This is a genomic window from Chitinophaga polysaccharea (genome assembly GCF_902150045.1).
Classification (GTDB): Bacteria; Bacteroidota; Bacteroidia; order Chitinophagales; family Chitinophagaceae; genus Chitinophaga; species Chitinophaga polysaccharea_A.
The window spans coordinates 628,371-650,344 of record NZ_CABFVU010000002.1 but is presented as its reverse complement, the minus strand read 5'-3'; the positions used below and the strand labels follow the sequence as shown (position 1 = coordinate 650,344).

Genomic DNA, 21,974 nt, shown 5'->3' with positions numbered 1-21,974 from the left:
TCAATATTCCTTATGTCACCTTTTTTAGCAGAACTGGTAGGTACCGCCTTTCTCATCGTATTGGGCGACGGCGTGGTAGCCAGCGTAATCCTCAACAAATCCAAAGGCAACCAGGGTGGCTGGATCGTTATCACCATGGGATGGGCCATGGCGGTATTCATTGGCGTATATGCCACTGCTAAATACAGCGGCGCCCACCTCAACCCTGCTGTCACTTTCGCACAGGCGCTGCAGGGGAAACTTCCCTGGGAAGACGTGCCCGTTTATATAGCCGCACAAATAGCCGGCGCTATGCTCGGCGCGCTGCTGGTATGGCTTGCCTATAAAAAGCAATTCGATGAAACACCTGATGCGGATACCAAGCTGGGCGTATTCTGTACTACTCCAGCCATCCGTAACCCGAAATATAACTTCCTCACAGAGTTCATCGCTACCCTGGTGTTCATCCTGGCCATCTCGTATATTACCGGTCCCACTGCGGGCATCGGTTCATTAGACGCCTTGCCGGTGGCGTTCGTGGTACTGGCCATTGGCCTGTCACTCGGCGGGCCTACAGGTTACGCCATCAATCCTGCAAGGGACCTCGGGCCGCGACTGATGCACTTCCTCCTGCCCATCCCCGGCAAGCGCAACAGCGACTGGGGTTACGCATGGATTCCCATTCTCGGTCCGCTGACCGGCGCAGCAGCAGCGGCTTTCCTGTACCAGTATTTCCTGCACTAAGCGCGGCGGGATTGTAGCGGAGGTTGTCTGACTCAGGATTATGATGATTATGATGATTTGATTTTTAAAGGTGGTTATTGGGTTTTCTGCTTTCGATTTTTATTGTTTTTGAAGATTTTTGGAAGATTTAAGGCAATTGGTTAAACAATATTGCTTTACATAGGATTTAACATCTGCTATGACATAGTTCCATCGCAGATAGTGACGGGATTGATTATGGCCATTTACTTCTTTACGCGGAATAAAATATCCTCTGATAAGATTAGGATTTCTAATACAAATTTGTATGTGGGTTTTATCTAAAAAACCGGCCCCTTCATATAGTTCGTTTCCTTCGAAGAATACTCCTCTTACAGAATCAAATGGTGGTTCACCCAATATTCGCATTTGTTCGTGAATATTCTTTATAACAGCACAATCCAGTCGTCTTATAATCTTATCTCCGGAATTCCCGTTGCCTTTAGGGTTTATGTTTGTTGGTAGTTTTGTGCCTTCCGCTTTTGTAGTCTTCTCTAATGTTTCGTATGAAAATCTATATACTTTTTGTCCGTAAAATCAAGACAATTCCCAAACTAAATATTGCCCAAGTACTGAAGGCTTGTCAATTTTTACTATAGGCGGAGGATTGCTTGCATAGTGATATGCCCGATCATAATTATTTTGCCAAAAGTAAATACCGTCCCCTAACCAATCCCATGGATCATTACTCTGACGTAAAGGGGTTTTTCCAAGGACGACATTATTCCGCAATTCTGTGAGCAACCATGAAAACCAATAAGTAAACCGGGATCCGAAGAGTATATATAATCCGCTGAGGTCATATTTAAAAACAACGCCCCTGAAGATTAGGGAAATTTATAGCAAATTGTGGAATATTATTTACTAGCAGCTTTCTTGGGAACAGCTTTACGAGTGGCCGCTTTTTTTGGAGCGGCAGCATTCTCAGCAGAAGTTATAACAATATCTCTGAGTCCCAAATCATCAATAAAACGACTTGCCGCCTGGGGAGAAGCGGTAACCTCGCGCCTTTGTTTAATAAGCGCCTGCTTTAGTCTTTTATATGATGTAATTGTCATAACTCAAATATTAAGTATTATTCCATAAACTTTGCTCTCTATACCATATCGGGTTTAAAGGCGTTAACTTAATTTTCACCCCTTGACATACCCAACTATTTCATATAAGAGTAGTTTGACCTAATGCTCCAACAAAACAATAGTTTAAATATATAAGCCTCCTCATCCTAAATATCCCAATTTTATATCCAGGCAGGGATATCGCATTATTTCCACGTATCACATATTAATAATTCAACTGTAACCTTCCTTTTCAGATTATTAAGGAGATTAAATATTTCCAAATAACTCCCTTACCGCTGCATTCCCATCTATAATTTTCATTTTTTTCTGAAAGTTTCGTAACTTTGAGAATATTTAATGCGGTATGCGGTTTGACAACAACCTGCAATACCCAATCTAAGACCATATTATCACAATTGCGGCAACATATAAAATGATGAATTATGATTCAGCCCAACATCCCCGAAACCACACAACCTCGAATCGTTATAGTAGGTGGTGGATTCGGCGGCGTAAACCTTGCCAAACAGCTTAAACATGCACCCGTTCAGGTAGTGTTACTCGACAGGAACAACTATCACCTCTTTCAACCACTGCTGTACCAGGTATCTACCGCCGGCCTTGAACCGGATAGCATCGCCTTTCCCCTGAGAGGCATCTTCAGGAAACAGCAAAACCTCGTATTCCGCATGGCGGAAGTAACCGGTATCCGCTCTTCAGAAAATATACTTGAAACCGGTATAGGTGAAATACATTATGACTACCTCGTTTTTGCCACCGGCAGCAATACCAACTTCTTTGGAAATAAAGATATCGAAGACAATGCCATCGGTATGAAATCTCTCATAGAAGCCGTGCAGATCAGGAACTACGTGGTGAAACAATTTGAAGAAAGCCTGCTGCTTCAAAACCCGGAAGAAATAAAACCCAAACTAAACTTCGTGATGGTAGGCGGCGGCCCTACTGGCGTAGAGCTGGCCGGTGCTTTTGCAGAGCTCCGCAAATACATTATGCCCAAAGATTATCCCACCTTGCCCCAGTCGCTCATGAACGTATACCTCATCGAAGCAGGCCCTAAACTACTGGCCTCCTTCAGTGAAACTACCTCTCAGAAAACACTGGAAGCACTGCAGGAGATCGGTGTTCGTGTATTACTCAACACAGGCGTAAAAGAATACGACGGCAAAACCGTTACACTCAGTACCGGTGAACTGATCCAAACCCAATCCCTGCTCTGGTCTGCCGGCGTAAAAGGCATCCCTGTAAAAGGCATTCCTTCAGACATTATCCTGCCCAACGGCCGCATCCTGGTGAATGAGCTGAACCAGGTCAGGGGATTTACCAACATTTACGCTATAGGCGATATTGCCCAGATGACCAACGATCCCCGCTTCCCCAAAGGCTACCCGATGGTGGCGCAGGTGGCTATACAACAAGGTAAAAATGTAGCGAATAACCTCAGGCTCTCCCTGGAAAATAAACCCATGAAAGGCTTTTATTACAAAGATCTTGGCAGCATGGCCACCATTGGCCGCAACAGGGCTGTGGCCGAGTTCTCAGGTATACGCATGAGCGGATACCTTGCCTGGCTGGCCTGGATGATTGTACATCTCATGAGCTTACTGGGATTCAGAAATAAGCTGGTGGTTTTCATTAACTGGTTCTACCGCTACTTCACCTACGAAAGAGGTACCCGCATCATCATTAAACGGGGCGCCGCCAATATTGTTAAACTACGCCAGAGTATAGGCGCATAAATAAAAAGAAGAAGGGAGTTGAATGATTCATCTCCCTTCTTCTTTTAGAATATTTCTTCCTATTTACGATTCAAAATCGAATTCAATGTGATTGACGATACCAGCTCATCAGACCTTCCACCCAGCGCCCGGTAATACAGCAATATGGTGTAGTTGTTCTCCGCTTCCCAATAATTTCCCTCCGTCATATCAGTATCGAACCTGGGATTAGCCGCTGTTTTGTCTACCAGTCCGTATATGTAATTATAGTACCCCTGCTTCAGGAAAATATTGCCCTCATAGGCGCGGCTGGCGCCATTATAAGTGAGCTTGTTGTTATCGTTAAGCTCATAGTTGGTAAACTCTCCGAAAATATACATATCATATCCCGCATAAGGTTCCGGTGCTCCAAAAGAGAAATGCACAGTGGCATAATCTCCTTCGAAATTAGGGTCATAATCATCCAGCGTAGCCAGGTAATATTTCCCGTTGATGTCTTTAATAAACTGGTATTGCTTGTCGGCTGTTTCGTAATCCGTTACAGCAAATACATCTGTGCTGTTGCTATGATATTCCGAACGCTGTACCCGCTCCGTTTGCAGGCGGAAACTGCGCAGGTCAATCCAGCGGTATTCTTTACCGGCAGGCATGATACAGTCCTGCTCTGCATTGTACTTCAGAATATTCCCGTTAATAAACTGTGGCTTCAGTTTGGTGAGCGCATTATCCCAACGGTAGTTTTGCAGCACCACCACTTTGATCTGGTCAAAAGGGTTCTGGATATTCAGGGAACCGGTGTTTATTTCAAAGTTGATCTTCTGGTGCGTACGGAACAATTTAGGCGCAATAGGCTGCTGGATAAATCCTGATATACTGGCCTTATTTTCCACCACATACATCCGGCGGGTAAAGGCCAGCTGCGAGGTATCGCTGTCCAGGTATACCTTCAGCATATAATTACCGGATTTTACCGGATAGCTGTTGGTACCCGGCAGCTGGATACTGTAATGTGTATAACGCTGTAAGGATACACTGGATAACTTATAGTTCAGGATCCTGGTTTCGGAAAATCCACGCATATAATCAAACTGGTTCACCGGCGCCGGCGTCCAGTCGGCATTACAAAGCACAAAGGAATAGTAATAGTTCTTCACATCATTGTCCATGTCGTCGAACGAGAGCTCCAGCTTCTCACCGGTACCAATGGTATACATGGCTAAGCTCAACGGATCACCTACCTGGTTAAACTTCACAGATCTGATATTGTTGTGGTATACATGGTCCGGGGTAATAGCATTCACTTGTGCAGATGCGCCGTTGTTAAACAGGCAGGCAACAAGAGCTATTGTAAAAAATAATGCTGCTGTACGCATATGAGGCAATTGATATTATTCAAGTTACGATTAAAAGCGGAAAGCCGGAGCCAAAAGCCAGATAGCAAATGACCCCGGCGAAGATAAAATATTTATCCGGCACGGGCGCCATTGGCCTACCTTTTTGCTTTATGCGCTGCACTTTCAGCTTTTCCCTATATTTGTTCTATGCGCTTATCATTTTTTATTGCCAGACGGATTGCTTTCAATAAGGGATCTTCTTTCTCAAAGTTCATTATCAATATCGCTGTAGCCGCCACCGCGGTGAGCGTGGCGGTAATGATCCTGGCAACAGCGCTGGTAAACGGTTTTCAGCAGGTGATCCAGGAGAAGATCTTCAGCTTCTGGGGCCATATCCATATCAATGAATACCAGCCAAACGCGGGCCCGCTCACAGAAGAAATTCCCTTCTACAGCCGCCAAAGCCTGCTGGATAGCCTGAAAAAAGTGCCCGGCATTAAATCCATCAGCAACTACGCTACCAAATCTGCCATTATAAAATCCGAAAAGGAAATAGACGGCATCATCTTTAAAGGAATAGATAAAGAGTACGACTGGCCACAGCTGAAACGCTTTCTGCAGGCCGGTAACCTGCTGCAGTTCAACGATAGCTCCTATGCCCCGGAAATTATGATCTCCGAATACATGGCCAGGGAATTGCAGCTGAAAGTAAATGATAAGGCCATCATCTATTTTATACAGGGAGGCGGACTACCGCCACGCGCCCGCAAACTAACGGTAACGGGCATATTTAAAACCGGTATCGAGGAATATGATAAAACTTATGTGATCGGCGATCTTAACCTGGTGCGCAAGCTCAACGACTGGGACCCCAATCAGGTGGGCGGTTATGAACTATCTATCAATAACTACCGCAATATGGATTCCCTGGCCAGGTATATGGATAACAACGCATTGCCGGATCAGTTGTTTACCCGCACCATCCAGGATATTTATCCCAATATTTTCGACTGGCTGCAACTGCAAAACCAGAATGAGCTGATCATTATTGTTATCATGACCATCGTTGCCATCATAAATATGATCACGGCCATTCTTATCCTCATCCTGGAACGCACCAATATGATAGGTATTGCCAAAGCACTGGGTATGCGCAACTGGGATATCCAGAAAATATTTGTATACCAGGCAGCCTATATCGTTATCCTGGGAATACTGATCGGCGACTTCTTCGGGCTGGGCATTGCTTTCCTGCAGCAGGCCACAGGCATCTTCAAACTGCCGGAAGAATCCTATTACATGTCGGTGGCAGCCGTATCTCTGCACTGGGTCGATATCCTGCTGATCAACATAGGCACCTTCCTCATCTGCATACTTATACTGCAGGTGCCGGCCAGGATCATCCGGCGTATCACACCGGTAAAAGCCATCCAGTTTAAATAGTTATTTCTTCCGGGTACTTTTCACATAATCACGCAGGTAACTGCATTGGTTATATGCCTGTTGGTAAAACTTCGTTTCCCTATAACTGCCAGCCAGCAACGGGAAATAGCGGTTATTTATCCATGTGTGAATATACTTGTCGCGGTCATCCCTGCTAACGATCCGCTTCTGGGAACAACGGGCTGCCATAAACGCGCACCGTGCCCTGAACTCTTTATCTGTGCTGGCCTGTGCAGCCTTCGTATAATAGCTTTCAGCCGCATAACATCCGAAATACTGCTTGTCAAAAGCGTCTTTATCACAATCGGGAGAGTACCATGAAGTGCTGGGGCGGTAACCTTTCACAAAATACCATGTTCTGCCATAGTAGGAAATGCTGAATAACGCGGTAGCATAATCGTAATATACTTTTGCCGGCACCGGCGCTATTTTCATCTTTTCCTGCAACTGCAGCATGCGCTCGCAAAACTGCAGCTGTGTAATAGCTTTATTGTATGGCCCTGCAGCGGTATCTTCCCCGAAATCCTGCAGTTGCTCATGAAACACCTGGTAGGAAACAGCCAGCGCATCTGGAGCCGCCTTTTTAAACCAGTCGCGCGCATTACTGAAATCATGGAGCCGCACATAACTCACTCCTATAGCCTGGTCCAGGTTAACGCCCTTGGGAAAGAACCCTGCCAGGTAAGATTCATACGGTGTTTTACCCGGCTGATGCAGGAATTCTTTCAGTCGTATAAGCGTTGCCGGTTTCATGTCGTTATTGATCTGGTCCAGCGAAGTCTGACCGGAAACAAAATAGTCGTTCATATTCAATGAATCACAGCGTCCCCTGATCAGCGACTCCTTTACCAGCTCGCCCTGCCGATGATAACGTGGCGCAAGTATGGCGAACAATAGGTTACGATAGATCTTACCAAATGCAAAACGCTTATCGTCACTGCCATCCCAGGCCCTGTTCCAGTAATTTCCGATGCCGGCGGTTTTGGTATCAAACCATTTCAGGGAAGGCAGCAGCTTCGCTTCAAATGCGCTGTCAATCGTTTTTTGCTGGTTGATGTTTACCAGCAGGTTTACAATCTCCCACTGGTCTTTTACTTCGGGGTCTTTTGCACGCACTGCCGCCAGCTGCTGCGCAGCCGCCGGGTAATCTTTACGGATATAGGAAAGGTAGGCAGATGAAACCCGCCACAGGTCCGCATCTTTTAACTTACCCTTTTGAACAAGGCTATCTGTTACAGTTTGTAATTCATTTAACTTTGCCAGCATCCTGCTCCTTTCTCCGGGCGAGTCTTCCCTGATACCCACCATGTCGGTTCCTCCTTCTCCCAGCAGCGGGCTGAAGTAAGCATCTTCCAGTTTATTGATTTCCCTTCCCAACAATATATTCAGTGCCGGAGACGCCGGATCAAAAGCATACACCCACCGGATAGCCGTTACATCCGGCTCAGGATTGGAGAAGCCGTAAATAGCAGCTACCATTGCCTTTTCATGATTGTCTTTACAAAGCGGGTATACCTGTTCCATGCCCGCATTGGTCCACATTAAACTGGTAAAACAGGAAAGCCGCAGCGATGGCGCCTTGTCAAACACCCGGGAAAACAGGTAAGCGCTCTGCACAGAATCTTTCAGGTGATATAAGCCGCCTGCCTTGAGTGCCAGCGCCTTATAATATACCAGGGAAGCTCTTTCCTTTTCTCCAAACAGCTGGTCAAATGAAGCCACCGCCTCGCCGTATTGCTGGCTGTAATGCCGCAGCCTTATCAACTGGAAACTGTAACGGTCACGGATATCCTTATCCTTTACTTTATCATGCAGCTCCAGCCCCTCTTTATACAATGCCTCCATCAATACATTGTTGCGCTGCGGCGCAGTCCACTGGTCTTCCCTGGTTACTGCCGGCTCGCAGGATTTTGCGAACAACAGGTAACGCGCTGCTTCCCGGTTCTTTTCCTTTCCCAGGAACTGTGCAAAAGTGTTCCTCTTCACACTGTCCGGTAATGCAGCACTGCCTTCTGCAATAGCAGATAACTGCTCCTTTGGATAGGTATAGATACATTCACGTATATCCTTCTCCGTTACCCCGTTACCGGCATAGTTTTGCCAGTCGGCCACATTGGCTGTTTCCTCAGACGGCGTGGGGTTCCCGAAAAAATTGGTGAGGGCAGTGTAATAAAACGGCTCGTAGCCGCCGCCTTTGGTATACGGACTGAAAAATGAAATGTAATAATCATACGGGTCCGGTGTAGGCCCGCAGGATAAAGTGTAAATCACGTTGCCAAAGAAAACAGCACAAAAACTAATTAAAAAAACGACAAACTTTTTGCAGTTCATTTAAGGGATATTTTTTCAGGGTTGTTGAATCAAGATGATAAAATATGATAACCGGATCCGGCGTCCGCAATTGTTTTGCCACCATTTTTGCAGCTGCTTCCAATGAAGGCTGGTCAATGGTTTCGCGCCGTATAACATTTCCTTCTTTTAAGGGATAACCATTCAGCAGGGTATCTTTCCGCACGGTATACAATTGTTTCTCATCAATTGCAAAGGTAGTGGTATCCTGTAATTCCTGCGTACCGATGTTTCTTAAAATACCGGTATATGCAGTGCCATTCCGGAATAGAACGCTCCAGCTGAATAAAGGTAATGCAATATCCAGGGGTAACGGATACCCTGCCACCCTGTTTTCACCAAGATAGGACTCCATAGCATCTATATCGAGAATGGAATTATGTGCCCCCGGTTTACGCAGATCGCCCATGTTATAACACATCAGCAATCCCCTGTCTACCGGTGGCACACCGGTGCGTACTTTATATTTCACCTGGTACATACGGATGGTAGCCGATACGCGGCGATGCCGGAAAAAGGGGGTTTGCCGGATCTGTTTTATAAAAGAGAAATAGGCATCCCGGGAAGCCTGTGTCCAGTCGCAGTCCAGCTGGATCTCCTTTATGCCGGCGGCCGGCAGGGAATCGCACAGCTGCTCTATCAGCCTGGCCACATTGGCTGCCAGCCCGGGGGCAGGATGTTCCCATACTTCATTCATCAGGAATACTACCGGTACTATTTCCACACCGGCAGGAAAAGCGGCTTTCTGATTGAACACTGCTACCGGTGCAGGCGCCTGGGTAGCCCCGTTAACATCCACATCAAACAGCTTTACATACAGCCGCCTGGCAGGCAGCTCCTGCATATATTTCAGCTCGGCGCTGTTACCCGTCCAGGTTTGCTTCCAGTAATAAAATGCCGGCGTTACCTTCCGTTCCGCAGCGTGATTACAGGAAAACAATAATATGATGATGAATAATATCCTGGGGCTCATGAGTGGTTAAATAAGCAGGCGGCCGCAGATAATCCCTGCAGCTACCGCAGCATTCAATGATTCGGCGCCGCCGATCCGGGGAATGGTGACCCGGTGGGTAGCCATAGCGGTAACATCTTCCGTTAATCCCCTTCCTTCATTACCGATCAGGATGATACCTTCTTTGATAGCGGGAAACACCGCAATATTCTTTCCATGAAGTGTGGCAGCATAAGAAGGCAGCTTTGTTTGCTGCAACAATTCCCTGATACCGTATTCGGCTATACGAACCCGTATCATACTGCCCATGGTGGCCTGTATGGTTTTGGGGTTATACACGTCCACACAGTCGGGCGAGCAAATGATCTGCGGAATCCCGAACCAGTCGGCAATACGGATCAGCGTACCCATATTACCCGGATCCTGGATGGCTTCCAGCGCCAGTGCCACTGTACCGGAGGCCGGCAGCGGGTTCACAGGTGCGGGCATATCCAGTAAGGCCATCGCCCGGTTGGGCGTAGTGAGCGACGATAATTGTTTGAGCACAGCAGCATCCACTTCAGTTACAGTACCTGCCGGCATATGGCTGGTCAGGGAGTTATGCTGCTCCAGCCAATCGGCTGTTGCAAATACTCCTTTCACCGGCATGCCCGCCTGTAGCAGCTCCTGTACAATCTTATCACCCTCTGCCACATACTGGCTGGATTTTTGCCTGTTTTTTTTGTGCTGTAATGATTGAATATATTTAATTTGCGCCTTTGACAACATGGGATCAAACCTACACGATTTCTTTTAATCAGCCAAGAAGAGGCATGGTTACCCGTTTGTCAGCATTGACCTTAAAAAAATTTAACAACGTTTTTGCCCGTGATGCAGCTGCTTCCCAATTCAAAAACCTTACTGCTGAAACAATTGCTGCTATGGGCGGTAATACTCACGTTGGCGGCCTGCTCCAATACCAAATATCTCCGGAAAGACCAGTCACTTTACACCAGCGCCAAAGTAGATGTAAACGGGGAAATCCTCAATTCTGAAAAACAGGACCTGCGTAGCTCCCTTTCATCCAAATCGCTGATGACGCAACAACCCAATAAAAAACTGCTCAACAGCCGCATCAAAGTATGGCTCTATAACCAGAAGTACAACGAAAAAAAATCCAACTGGTTCTGGAACCTCGTACTCGCTAAACGAAACCTGGAAGAACCAGTGGTCTATGATTCTACCCAATCCAAGGAATCAGTGGAACGTATGACCAGCTATCTTCACAACCAGGGTTTCTTTTATGCCAGCGTAAACTATGAGGAAAAAACATCGCGCCACAAAACCAGCGTTACCTATAGCGTTAATACAGGGAAAAACTTCGTAATAGATAAGATCACCTACAATGTGCCCGATTCTGCCATCCTCCATATTGTAAAAGCAAATGAAGGATTGTCGCTGATTAAGAAAGGCATTGTATTCAAATCAGCCACCCTGGGCAGCGAAAGGGAAAGACTCACCCGTCTCATCAAAGATGCAGGGTACTACAAATTTAACCGCGATGCCATAGAATTCAGTGTAGATACTCTCAACAAAGCCCTGTTCCGTAACACCCTCAACCCTTTCGAAGGATTTGTAAATATCTTCAATGAAAATAAAAGAAGAGATAAACTGACAATGGATGTGGAAGTCCGGATCAAAAACCCGGAAGACAGTGCCGATACCTGGGAAAAGTATCATATCGGTAAGATCTACGCCTATCCCGACTTTTCTCTCAACGGCAATCCAAACGACAGCACCCTGAAACAGGACGAACGGAAGTATATTACCATCCGCGCGCACCAGGAAATGCTGAAACCAAAGATCCTTTCCAGGTCTATCTTGCTGCGGCCAGGAGAAACCTATTCCATCCAGCAATACACCAATACCGTTAATAAGCTGTACGACATCGGTGTATGGCAGTTCGTCACCCTGCAATATAAAGAGCCCAAAGACTCTTTAAACACCCTCGATGCATATGTGTTCCTGACGCCCCGCCGCAAACAGGAACTGGGGCTGAGCTTCGAGTTAAGTAACAGTTCTGACTATACGCTGGGGTCGGGCGTTACGCTGAACTACCGGCATATAAATCTGAATAAAACCGCCACCCAATTGGGTATGGCGCTGAGCACCGGTATTGAATTGGTGCGTCCCCAGGAATCTGGCTGGGTGCTACAATCCAAACAGTTTGGAGGCGAGGTAAGTCTTACCTGGCCACGGTTTGCCTTGCCGTTCAATTTTAAACAGAGCAACCGCTCCAATGTAAAAACAAGATTAACACTGGGCGCCAACTACCTTTCCCGCATAGAAAAATTTGATGTTACCAGTTTGAATTTATCTTATGGATACGACTGGAACGAAACAATCTACAAACGCTGGATCGTACGGCCTTTTACGCTCAACTATGTAGGTGTGAGCCTTGACCCTACTTTCCGCGACAGCGTAGTAAATACCAATCCATACCTGAAGCGCAGCTTTGAACCGGCACTCATTGGCGGGGAAAGCGTTTCATTTATTTTCAGCAACCAGGACCTGCTGCACCAGCGCCATTACAGCTACTTCAGGGTGAACGTGGAAGAATCAGGGCTCTGGCTCAGCGGCATCAACAGCCTGATGAATCGCATCAGCGGTAAAAAGACAAACCTGGAAACGCTGACCAGCGTAAATATTTCGAATTTCGTAAAGATAGAAGCAGATTACCGTCATTTCTGGAAACTGGGGCTGCACAGCGGGCTCGCTACCAGGGCTTATGCCGGCGTTGGTATTCCGTACAGTTATTCACAGGTACTGCCTTATGTACGGCAGTTCACCTCCGGTGGCCCCAACAGTATCCGTGCATGGCGTTTGCGTACCCTGGGCCCCGGCTCCTATAAAGATTCCTCTGCTACTGCGCAGGCATTCCCCGATCAAACCGGCGATATGAAACTGGAAGGCAACATCGAATACCGCTTCGATCTGCTGAGAATGTTTGGCGGCACTGTAAACCTGAAAGGCGCCACTTTCCTGGATATGGGTAATATCTGGATGATCCGGAAAGATTCCACCCGGCCCGGCTCCGAATTCCGGTTCGACCAGCTGTACCATGACCTGGCCATGGGCACAGGCGCGGGCCTGCGACTGGATTTCTCTTTCTTCCTTATCCGCCTGGATTGGGGTATCCCGCTGAAAGTGCCTTACTTCACCGGGAATAAGAACGGCTGGTACGTAAGTGAGTGGGATCTTAAAGACAGCCGCTGGCGCCGTGAAAATATCATCTGGAATATCGCTATTGGTTATCCGTTTTAGGAACGGAATTAGCCGCAATAAAATCTTCCATATCAGTAGCATTCTCCAAACTGAAATTACCGATACGGGTTCTGCAAAGACTGCTCAGGTAAGCGCCGCAACCTAGTTGTGCGCCATAATCGTTTGCCAGGGAACGTATATACGTGCCCGTACTGCATACCACCCTGAAATGTACTTCCGGCAATGCTATTTTAGTGATCTCAAATTCAGTAATGGTTAATTTCCTCGGTTCAACTTTCACATCCACCCCTTTTCTTGCCAGCAGGTAAATGGGTTTCCCGTTTTGTTTAATAGCAGAATGTATGGGAGGCAGCTGCATGATCTCTCCTATGAAAGGCCGGGTGGCAGCCAGTATAGCGGCTTCATCAAGATGACTGATATCTTTGAAATTTTCCGGCTCAGACTCCTTGTCGAACGTAGGCGTAGTAGCGCCCAATGTAAAAGTACCGGTGTATTCTTTCTCCTGTGCCTGGTATTCGTTGATCTTTTTGGTCATTTTACCGGTACAGCAAATCAGCAGCCCGGTAGCTAAAGGATCCAGCGTGCCGGCATGGCCTATTTTAGCTTTGGTGATGTTTCTTATTTTACGTACTACATCAAAGGAAGTCCACGTTAAAGGCTTGTTGATCAATATCACGGCCCCTTCCTGGTAATTGGTCTTTTCGTTCGTTTGCATGCCGCAAAGATAGCTATTAGCAGGCAGCCCGCAGCATGTGGCCGGCAATTATAGGATTTATTTAAGACCACTAAAAGCAGAAAGCTAAGCGCTTTTTATTAAATTCACGCAATTTTAAATACATGGCTTTACAACATCATTTAGACGCAACACTACGGCACAAGCAACAGGTGGATAATTCGCGCGACTACGTGCTGCCATTCATACAGCAGGAATTTCCGCAACTGGAAGGCCTGCGCGTTATGGAGGTAGGATGCGGGGAAGGCGGCGTGCTTACTCCCCTGCTGGAAAAAGGATGCAACTGCGTAGGCGTGGATCTTGCACCTGACCGTATTGAGCTGGCTAAAACTTTCCTGCAGCAATACCTCGACAACGGACAATTAAAACTGATCGCTAAAAATATTTATGACCTGGATTTCCTGGGAGAATTCCGGAACTCTTTTGATGTTATTATTTTGAAAGATGCCATTGAGCATATTCCTGACCAGGAAAAGATCATTGGTCATCTCAAACAGTTGCTAAGCCCCCGCGGGCAGGTATACTTCGGCTTTCCACCCTGGTATATGCCCCATGGCGGCCACCAGCAGATCTGCAAGAACAAATTCCTCAGTATGGTGCCCTACATTCATTTGCTCCCCCGCCCGCTCTACAAAGGCGTTCTGCGGATGTTCGGAGAAGGCGATGATGTAGTGGTTGACCTTATGGATGTAAAATCCACCGGCATTTCCATTGAGCGTTTTGAACGCATTGTAAAGCGACAGCAGTACAAGATCACACAACGCAGGTTCTACCTGATCAATCCTATCTATAAGTACAAATTCGGTGTTAATGCACGTGTGCAATGGAAACCTGTTGCAGCGATTCCTTTCTTCAGGAACTTCGTCACCACGTGCGTATACTATATGATAAAACCGGTGTAGATCGCCTCCGGCGATCCCCTACGCTGCATTCCATATTTCCCAGGAGGCTTCCGCCTGCAGGATCAGCATTTCATACCCGTTCTTGATAGCAGCGCCTTGTGCAGCGCCACGTTGCAGGAAGGCGGTTTCCGCCGGGTTGTACACCAAATCATATAGCAGGTGCCTGGAAGTAATATACTGGTAAGGGATTTCAGGGAAAGTGCCTGTTTTGGGATACATGCCCAGGGGTGTTGTATTCACAATCACCGTATGATCTTCCATTACCTGCCTGGTCAGCGATTCGTACGACACAGCGCCATTCACCGGTTGCCGGCTCACTACAGTGTAGGTAATGCCAAGTTGCTCCAATGCATACATGATGGCTTTGGCAGCGCCACCGGTGCCCAGCACCAGGGCCTTTTGATGATGGGGCTGCAGCAGTGGCTGCAACGATTTGGTAAACCCTATCACATCGGTATTGTAGCCTGTTTTCTTCCCGTTTTTAAAATGAATGCAGTTCACCGCGCCTATTTGTGCAGCTGCATCGCTAAGCTCATCCAGGAAAGGGATCACTGCTTCCTTGTAGGGAATGGTAACGTTCAAACCATGCAACTGCGGATGCTGTTCCAGCAAAGACGTAAATTCAGAGATACCCGGGATAGGGAAATTATCATACACACAACCTGAAATATTTTCTTTCTCAAATTTTTCTTTAAAGAAACCTTTGGAGAAAGAATGACTGAGCGGGTAGCCTATAAGTCCATAAATTTTCATGCACGGGGGAATTGATCATTACCAATGATAAATAACGGATGAAGGAGCTGTGTTGATGCAATCATATCCACACAATCCTTCATCCGTTATTAATATCCTGCAATTATTTCTAAAACTATTCTCTGTCGAGGAACAGGTTAAAGGTATCTCCTCTTAAACCAATACGCATGGCTTCCAGGGAAATCACCTCATTGGGAGCCAGGTTGCCGAGGTTGGCGTTACAGCCTACCAGCTCCAGGAAGTAAAGCTGCTGGGCTTTCTGTGGTGCTTCCCAGATAATTTTTTCAGCAGGGATCTGGGTCAGGATTTCCTGTACCAGTCCTTCGCGAACTTCACCGCTGCCGCGGTAAATACCTACGTTACCGCTTTCACGCGCCTCTGCGATCACATAAGTGGCGCCGGCGGAGAGCTCAGCGCTCATCAGTTCTATCCACTTATAGGGAGGTATAATATGCTCTGCATCTTTAGAGCCTACTTCACTCAATACCAGTCCGATCTTAGCCAGTTTCTCAATATAGCCGCATTTTTCAGCATGCGGGATGGTGATAGAGCCGTCGGAAACTTCCATGTAACTGATACCGAATTCCTTTACCACTTTTATGTATTCTTCAAACTGGTTGCGGATTACAAAGGCTTCGAACAGTGTTCCGCCAAAGTATACGGGAATGTTTGCCGACTGGTAAAGTTCAATTTTTGCGCGCAGGTTGGGCGTAACGAAAGCAGTGCCAAAGCCCAGTTTCAGGATGTCAACATGCGGACCTGCTACCGATAAAAAATTTCGTGCTTCTTCCAAACTCAGCCCCTTGTCCATTACCATAGTGAGTCCATGTGTACGGGGCTTCTTTGTCCTTTCCGGGATTTGTGTCAGATTAAAATTCATTTGAAATATTTTTATCTTCTTATTGGTCAGTAAAACACATACTAATTTTCGCCAGGCACTTCGGGATAGCGTAGATGCAATTTTAGTAACCGGAAATACTATTGACTTTTGTCCATGACAATTAAAAGCCGGCGCAAAAATAAGAAGTATACTTTATTTTATTAAAGTAAATAACATTGGTTAACGTTTGCGGCGATATTGGGCAATCAGATCCACCACACTCACATGCTGTAATACAGCAGGGTCAAGCTCTACAAGCTTTTTAACAATTTTCGGGGCCTGTTGCAGGGCTGTTTCCAGGTGCAGCAACCCTTCTTTTGTTTTACCCATAGCTATCAGGATAGCGGCCCGGTAGTAAATAAAAATGGGCTTCCGTCCGGCCTTTTCCTCCGCTATGGCCAATTGTACAAGGGCTTCCTCCAGGAAACCGGATACATACAGCCCCTTTAACAGCTCCTGCCAGGTAACTGCGCTTTTAGGCCTGGTACGTACAGCATTCATGAAATGTACCAGTGCATCCTTGTTCTTTCCAAGCTCCAGGTAGCATTCACCCAGGCTCATGTTATATTCTGCGTTGGTTTTATTTATTTTAAGTGCGCTCAGCAGGGATTTGGCAGCGTTTTCCCAGTTGGCTTCCATCATATAGGCCACAGCGATCTTGTAATACAGCTTATCGTCGCTGGGGCTCAGATGCGAAGCTTTACGGTAGTAATAACGGGCCTGCGTAAATTTCCGCTGCCGCTCATAACAATGCCCGATGGCTTCATAGATCACATCCTCCGGCTTGGCTATTTCCAGGTGTTTCTGAAGCACTTCTATCGCTTCTGCATACTTACGGAGCCGGATATACGCATCGCCCATATTACGGTAGGCGTAATCAAATTTCTCGTCTATTGCCACCGCATATTGGTAAGCATCTATCGCCTTTTCGTACAGCTTAAGCCCCTGGAACGCAGTTCCGAGGTTAAACCAGGCCAGCTGGTTATACGGATGTTCATCGATAATGGCGGTGTGCAAACGGATGCTTTCTTCATTACGACCGGTAAATTCTGTCCAGAAACAGATCTTATGCAACGCCTCCTCGCTGGTAGGATCGTATTCCAGCGCCATTTTCAGGCAGTCGAATACTTTTTCAAATTCCTCCCAGTCGTCATACACATCGGCCAGTTCTAGCAATAATTCCGTCCTGTCTTCTCCCGAGAACTGTTCAATCTGTTCTTCCAGCACGGTAGCCGCCTTCTGGTGCTGGTTCAGCGCCAGATAAACGTCTGTTTGCAGTATATAAAGATTGATATCAGTGCGGTCCAGAACTTCTGCTTTCTCCAGCAGATCCAGTGCTTCCTTATATTTTTTGGTTTCTATCAGTAAGTTGGCCTTTTTGAGCAATAAGGTGGAGGAATAGGGAAATTGTTCGATGGCTATTTCTGCGGCCTGCAATGCGGTCGGCATTTCGTCATGCTCGTCATAATAGTCTATGATCTGCTCAAATGAATCTTCGTCCAAAAAAGAATGAGACTTACCTGCCCGGAGGTTTTCAAACTGCTGCAACAAGTCTCTCAGATCATCAAAATCCTCGTTTAAAAATGAAAAGTCTTTACTCATTACTGTAAATATAGTACTTTTATTTATGCCCAAATATGGGGGTAAATCAATGTTTTAAAATATTTTTAACAATTCTTTGTGATTTCTTCGTATCTTGCGTTAAGAAGATGTTATATGATATATCAAAAAGTTTGTACATTTGTGTTACAATGAAAGCGAAAACTTACATATCACGCACCTTTTCATTGTCTTGCTTGTTAGCGGGCGCAATGGCGTTTTTTGCTCTCAATGCGGTGGCGAATAATAACTTTTTGCCGACCGATAATAATAAAGACAAAGTGAAAAAAACAGCTGACAGCCCACATTTTGTGCTGAACACAGCTATGCCCAAAACCAACCTGAGCCTTGACGCAGGCTACCGCTTTTCCGGTACCTTCAACTCAGCCTTTAAGTTTACTACTACCAACAACAGTAATACTGTCATTAACCTGAAAGCGGTAATGACCTATACAAAGGGTAATGTTACTTACGTAGTTCCTTCCAATGTCCAGGTACAGGCGCAACCTCCTGGAAACATGAACTTTCAGAAACTGCAGATCATTCTGCCGCTTAAGAAAGGATAATAACTTCAACGTTTCTTCAATTACAATATGGGCCGGTTAAAAAGTTCAACAGCTTTTTAACCGGCTCTTTTTTTAGACAACTTCCAAGGTCTCATGCTTTCCCTTTGAATAAATTCTAATCCCGGTCGAACTCACTTTAAACAGCGTCCAATCCCGCATGCACTCCCTTTCGTTAGTTACTAATAGCGCCTAGCGCTGTATCAACTGGAATGAGCTTATTTCCTTCTTTGAATTTGTTGATTATTGGTTAACCGAAGCATATGCTTCATGGTTTGTTATGTAAATACGTGGCCAAATGCCTGCTTTTAAGAAAGCAACCGCTCCGATTCATCTCCCTGAAGAAAATAAACCCTCTCTTATACACCGGAAATGTGCTTCTTTATACTTTTTTCCAGAGGAAATAAACCCTCGCATCATCTCCTTCATACACGCAGATCAAGTCCACCTGCTCCTTAGAGAAAAAGCCCTGTCTACATATTCTGTAATTCCTTCTGACTTACCTCTTTATACCCCGTCTTAGGTACGTCGAAATAGGAAGCAGGGATCGGGTACAATTCCACTTTAACGGCTATTACCCTCGTTTTAGACCCGGTTTTTGTAAGGATCTCAAACTCCAGGGGAATGCCTTTCAGGTTTACAAAGCGGCGGTTATACTGCTTGTTTTCCGGAACAAGATCAATGGCATAGTATACCTCGAAAGTTTTTCCATCTGGCATTGTGCCAATGGCTTTTCTGCAGTCGTAACCCGCCACCTTCTTGATCTCTTCCTGGTCCTGGAACTTAATTCCCTCGTATTGTTTCAGGTCTTTTTCATATTGATCTTTCCCTGCGCGTATCAGATACTTGTTACCATGCTGGTCTATCAGCGTGGTCATGGTTTCATCTTTACTGTTGATCAGGTAGGTATAATGTACAATATTGAAATTCATATCTATCCTGCTCAGAGGCCCCCGCATATACTGGGTAAAGGTGCTGCCTTCCAGCATGGCATCCATTTGCAGCTGCTCAGGTGGCAGCTCCATTTTGTAAACGATCTTGGCATCCGAAATAACACGCTGCGCCAGTAATGTGCCGGTGCAGCACAGAAAGGTAAAAGTTAATAACAACCGATTTGACATAGTGTGGTGAATTAAGATAATGGCAATCAGTGATCCGTTACCAGTTTAGCTTTTCTTTGTTTAAAAAAGCGGCTATCCCGCGTTTACAGTCGTCATGACCCCGGGTGGCAGCATTCAGTATGGCTGCGTGCGCCAACCCTTCCGCTACCGGTAAGTCCAACACTGTGCCAATCAATTTTTTGGTGACCTTCAGGGAGTTTGAAGAAGCTTCATTACATAGGCTGGCAGCCACTTTCGCTACCTTTTGGGCTATTTCTGGCGCGGGTACTACCGCCGTGATCAGGCCGTCGGCCGCCGCTTTTTCCGCCGTTACCAGTTTACCGGTTAACAATAACTCGCGGGAGCGGCCCTCTCCTATTTTGCGGACCAGGAAAACCGCCACCAGGGCGGGAATAAATCCGATCTTCACCTCCGTGTACCCCAACAGCGCTTCAGGTACTGCATAACTGAGGTCGCACAGGGTTACTAAACCGCAGCCACCGGCAACAGCATGTCCTTCAACCTGGCAAATCACTATCTTATCAAGATCATAGATCTCCCGGAACAATTGCATCAGTTCCCGGGAATCTGCGAGGTTTTCATCATAGGTATTTTGCTGCAGTTGCTGCAGGTATTCCAGGTCGGCGCCCGCACAAAAAGCCTCCCCATTCCCCTTCAACACTACCACTTTCACGGCTTCATCAGCTGCCGCCGTACGGAATGCAGCACGGAGCTCCGCCACCATGGGCCCGTTGAGCGCGTTACGCTTCTCCGGCCGGTTCAGGGCGATGGTAGCTACCCGCTCAGACACCGTATATTCGATAAAAGAAAATGCCATAAACAAAGAATTTCCAGGCCTTGTTTATGGCAATCTAAACAAAAAAAATTTAATGGGTAATCTCCTGTATTACCTGACCTACGCTGCCACTTGGCATCTGTATATGCAGTAAGGCTGCCAGGGTGGGTGTAATGTCCGTCATGCCAATAGTACGGTTGGTTTTGCCCGGGCGAATGCCCCACCCCATCCACACCAGCGGGATATGCGCATCGTAAGGATACCACAATCCATGAGTGGTGCCTGTATTACCGCCATCGATGTAGCCTGGTGTTAACACCACCTGGATATCACCGCTCCTTTTGGTATTAAAACCATTGGATAGCATAGTGCGCATAGGCTCCGGTAAAACAGTCCACATGAGGTTATCTGTAGAGAAGGCTTTGGAAATGGCGGGCGACTTCAGCAATTCCCTGATAATGAACTGCCGAATTTCCGCTTCGTTTTTACCAGCCTGCCCGATAGCATCGTGATTCAGCCAGAGCTGGTAATTATCGGTAGCTTTTATTGCTTCTTTCACACCAAACCTGGCTGCTACCTGCCCGTTCAGGGATGCCACCGCCGCTTTATCGTCCCAGGTACCGCCGGGTAGTTTGTTTTCCGCCATAAATCCGGGCACATGTGCTACCCCATGATCGGCGGTGATAAAGAACAGGTACTGTCCTTTACCCACTTTCGCATCGAGGTAGGAGAAAAACGCTGCCAGGTCCTGGTCCAGGCGCAGATAAGTATCTTCTGCCTCTATGGAATTAGGACCGAACTGATGCCCTACATAATCAGGAGAAGAAAGGCTTACAGCCAGCAGATCCGTTGCCTGCCCTTTTCCCAGGCCATAGGCTTCCATTGCTTTTTTGGCAAACTCCAGCGTCATGGTATTGCCATAAGGAGAGGCGGAAATGGCGGTATTCGCGATGTCCGACAACTGGTGCGGAAACGAAGTGTTGGCGGCATTTTTATACTTTCCCTCATAAGATTTTTCATCAGTGGTACTGAGGGTATAGGTAGATGCAGGATAAAGGGTGGTCCATGGTTTGCTTAAATACTGCTGCGGGAATTTCTGCCGGTTGAATTCCTGCGCCCATGCGGGCAACTCATTCATGTAGTAGGTGCTGCTCACCCAGTTACCAGTGCCGGCATCATACCAGAAAGCCGCATTGGCGCTGTGCCCTGCAGGGAGAATAGCTCCGCGGTCTTTAATGGCTACGCCTATTACCTTGCTTTGGAAATTATTGGATAACTTCAATTCGTCGCCGATCGTAGTTACCAGCATATTCCGCGGGCTCATTTTACCGGCAGCAGAAGAACTGCCTACTGTTGTTACCGTAGTATCTTCTGCACAATACACCGTGCGGCCCAGTTCAGGGCTGTACCAGGTGTTGCCGATGATACCATGTATAGCAGGCACAGAGCCGGTATACACACAGGTATGCCCGCAAGCAGTAATAGTAGGCGTGTAATTGATCAGGGTATTTTCACAGGAAAAACCTTCCTGCAGCAAACGTTTAAAGCCACCGGCTCCATACCTGCCGGCATAGCGGTACAGGTAATCCCATCGCATCTGGTCTACCACCATACCTACTATGAGCTTGGGGCGGGCAGTTGTTTGGGTGTTTCCGGCAGCAGGAAGAGAGTTGGACGGCTTTGAAGAAGAAGTGCTCTGCGCAGCGCCGTTAATAGCAGACAACAGGAATGCGGCTGCCAGAAAATGTGTAAATTTCATCAGATTGTA

At 46.7% G+C, this 21,974-nt stretch carries 18 protein-coding genes; 6 read left to right on the top strand and 12 right to left on the bottom strand.

The annotated features are described in order from the left end of the window. Positions 1-12 precede the first annotated feature (12 nt). Positions 13-723, top strand: coding sequence for an MIP/aquaporin family protein (locus FN124_RS17345; protein WP_142686036.1), 711 nt, complete (start codon positions 13-15; stop codon positions 721-723). Positions 724-1,598: 875 nt separating this feature from the next. Here FN124_RS17345 and FN124_RS17340 read toward each other — a convergent pair. Then, positions 1,599-1,799 (bottom strand): hypothetical protein, encoded by a 201-nt coding sequence (locus FN124_RS17340; protein ID WP_142686035.1) that lies wholly within the window; start codon positions 1,797-1,799, stop codon positions 1,599-1,601. A 446-nt stretch (positions 1,800-2,245) separates the two neighbouring features. Between FN124_RS17340 and FN124_RS17335 the strand changes: the two genes are divergently transcribed. Then, positions 2,246-3,559, top strand: coding sequence for an NAD(P)/FAD-dependent oxidoreductase (locus tag FN124_RS17335; RefSeq protein ID WP_142686034.1), 1,314 nt, complete (start codon positions 2,246-2,248; stop codon positions 3,557-3,559). A gap of 59 nt (positions 3,560-3,618) precedes the next feature. Here FN124_RS17335 and FN124_RS17330 read toward each other — a convergent pair whose 3' ends face one another. Beyond that, positions 3,619-4,911, bottom strand: coding sequence for a type IX secretion system plug protein (locus FN124_RS17330; RefSeq protein ID WP_142686033.1), 1,293 nt, complete (start codon positions 4,909-4,911; stop codon positions 3,619-3,621). A 168-nt stretch (positions 4,912-5,079) separates the two neighbouring features. On the opposite strand from FN124_RS17330, the gene FN124_RS17325 reads away from it, so the two are divergent. Beyond that, positions 5,080-6,315, top strand: coding sequence for an ABC transporter permease (locus tag FN124_RS17325; RefSeq protein WP_142686032.1), 1,236 nt, complete (start codon positions 5,080-5,082; stop codon positions 6,313-6,315). On the opposite strand, the gene FN124_RS17320 is transcribed toward FN124_RS17325, so the two are convergent. Genes FN124_RS17320 through FN124_RS17310 form a run of 3 tightly spaced genes read right to left on the bottom strand, consistent with a single transcriptional unit; the run spans position 6,316 to position 10,384 of the window. Further along, complete coding sequence (locus tag FN124_RS17320; RefSeq protein ID WP_142686031.1) at positions 6,316-8,586, bottom strand: hypothetical protein; 2,271 nt, start codon at positions 8,584-8,586, stop codon at positions 6,316-6,318. A gap of 25 nt (positions 8,587-8,611) precedes the next feature. Continuing rightward, entirely contained in the window at positions 8,612-9,637 is a 1,026-nt protein-coding gene (locus FN124_RS17315; RefSeq protein ID WP_142686030.1) for a hypothetical protein, read from the bottom strand. Between the two features lie 6 nt (positions 9,638-9,643). Next, on the bottom strand, positions 9,644-10,384 hold the full coding sequence (locus FN124_RS17310) for a TrmH family RNA methyltransferase (RefSeq protein ID WP_142686029.1): 741 nt from the start codon (positions 10,382-10,384) through the stop codon (positions 9,644-9,646). A 102-nt stretch (positions 10,385-10,486) separates the two neighbouring features. On the opposite strand from FN124_RS17310, the gene tamL reads away from it, so the two are divergent. Continuing rightward, positions 10,487-12,919, top strand: coding sequence for a translocation and assembly module lipoprotein TamL (gene tamL / locus FN124_RS17305; RefSeq protein ID WP_260607537.1), 2,433 nt, complete (start codon positions 10,487-10,489; stop codon positions 12,917-12,919). Here the strand turns inward: tamL and truB are convergent. After that, positions 12,900-13,595 (bottom strand): tRNA pseudouridine(55) synthase TruB, encoded by a 696-nt coding sequence (gene truB, locus FN124_RS17300; protein ID WP_142686027.1) that lies wholly within the window; start codon positions 13,593-13,595, stop codon positions 12,900-12,902. The two genes, tamL and truB, sit on opposite strands and share 20 nt — an antisense overlap. 122 nt (positions 13,596-13,717) lie before the next feature. Here truB and FN124_RS17295 point away from each other — a divergent pair, with 122 nt between their 5' ends. Beyond that, positions 13,718-14,515, top strand: a complete 798-nt coding sequence (locus FN124_RS17295; protein ID WP_142686026.1) for a class I SAM-dependent methyltransferase — start codon at positions 13,718-13,720, stop codon at positions 14,513-14,515. 18 nt (positions 14,516-14,533) lie between these two features. Here FN124_RS17295 and FN124_RS17290 read toward each other — a convergent pair whose 3' ends face one another. The 3 genes from FN124_RS17290 to FN124_RS17280 form a co-directional block, all read right to left on the bottom strand. Continuing rightward, entirely contained in the window at positions 14,534-15,268 is a 735-nt protein-coding gene (locus tag FN124_RS17290) for a shikimate dehydrogenase family protein (RefSeq protein ID WP_142686025.1), read from the bottom strand. 115 nt (positions 15,269-15,383) lie between these two features. Next, positions 15,384-16,148 (bottom strand): phosphosulfolactate synthase, encoded by a 765-nt coding sequence (locus tag FN124_RS17285; protein ID WP_142686024.1) that lies wholly within the window; start codon positions 16,146-16,148, stop codon positions 15,384-15,386. Between the two features lie 180 nt (positions 16,149-16,328). Next, a complete protein-coding gene (locus tag FN124_RS17280; RefSeq protein WP_142686023.1) occupies positions 16,329-17,750 on the bottom strand; it encodes a tetratricopeptide repeat protein in 1,422 nt (473 codons plus the stop codon). Between the two features lie 278 nt (positions 17,751-18,028). Here FN124_RS17280 and FN124_RS17275 point away from each other — a divergent pair, with 278 nt between their 5' ends. Next, the gene (locus FN124_RS17275) at positions 18,029-18,313 is read left to right on the top strand and encodes a hypothetical protein (RefSeq protein ID WP_142686022.1); all 285 of its coding nucleotides are present in this window, start codon (positions 18,029-18,031) and stop codon (positions 18,311-18,313) included. Positions 18,314-18,783: 470 nt separating this feature from the next. Here FN124_RS17275 and FN124_RS17270 read toward each other — a convergent pair whose 3' ends face one another. The 3 genes from FN124_RS17270 to pafA are packed head-to-tail and all read right to left on the bottom strand — an operon-like array spanning position 18,784 to position 21,965. Continuing rightward, positions 18,784-19,431, bottom strand: a complete 648-nt coding sequence (locus FN124_RS17270; RefSeq protein ID WP_142686021.1) for a hypothetical protein — start codon at positions 19,429-19,431, stop codon at positions 18,784-18,786. Positions 19,432-19,468: 37 nt separating this feature from the next. Further along, positions 19,469-20,248 carry an enoyl-CoA hydratase/isomerase family protein gene (locus tag FN124_RS17265; protein WP_142686020.1) on the bottom strand — a complete coding sequence of 260 codons (780 nt, stop codon included), beginning with the start codon at positions 20,246-20,248 and terminating at the stop codon, positions 19,469-19,471. Between the two features lie 49 nt (positions 20,249-20,297). Continuing rightward, complete coding sequence (gene pafA, locus FN124_RS17260; RefSeq protein ID WP_142686019.1) at positions 20,298-21,965, bottom strand: alkaline phosphatase PafA; 1,668 nt, start codon at positions 21,963-21,965, stop codon at positions 20,298-20,300. Positions 21,966-21,974 lie beyond the last annotated feature (9 nt).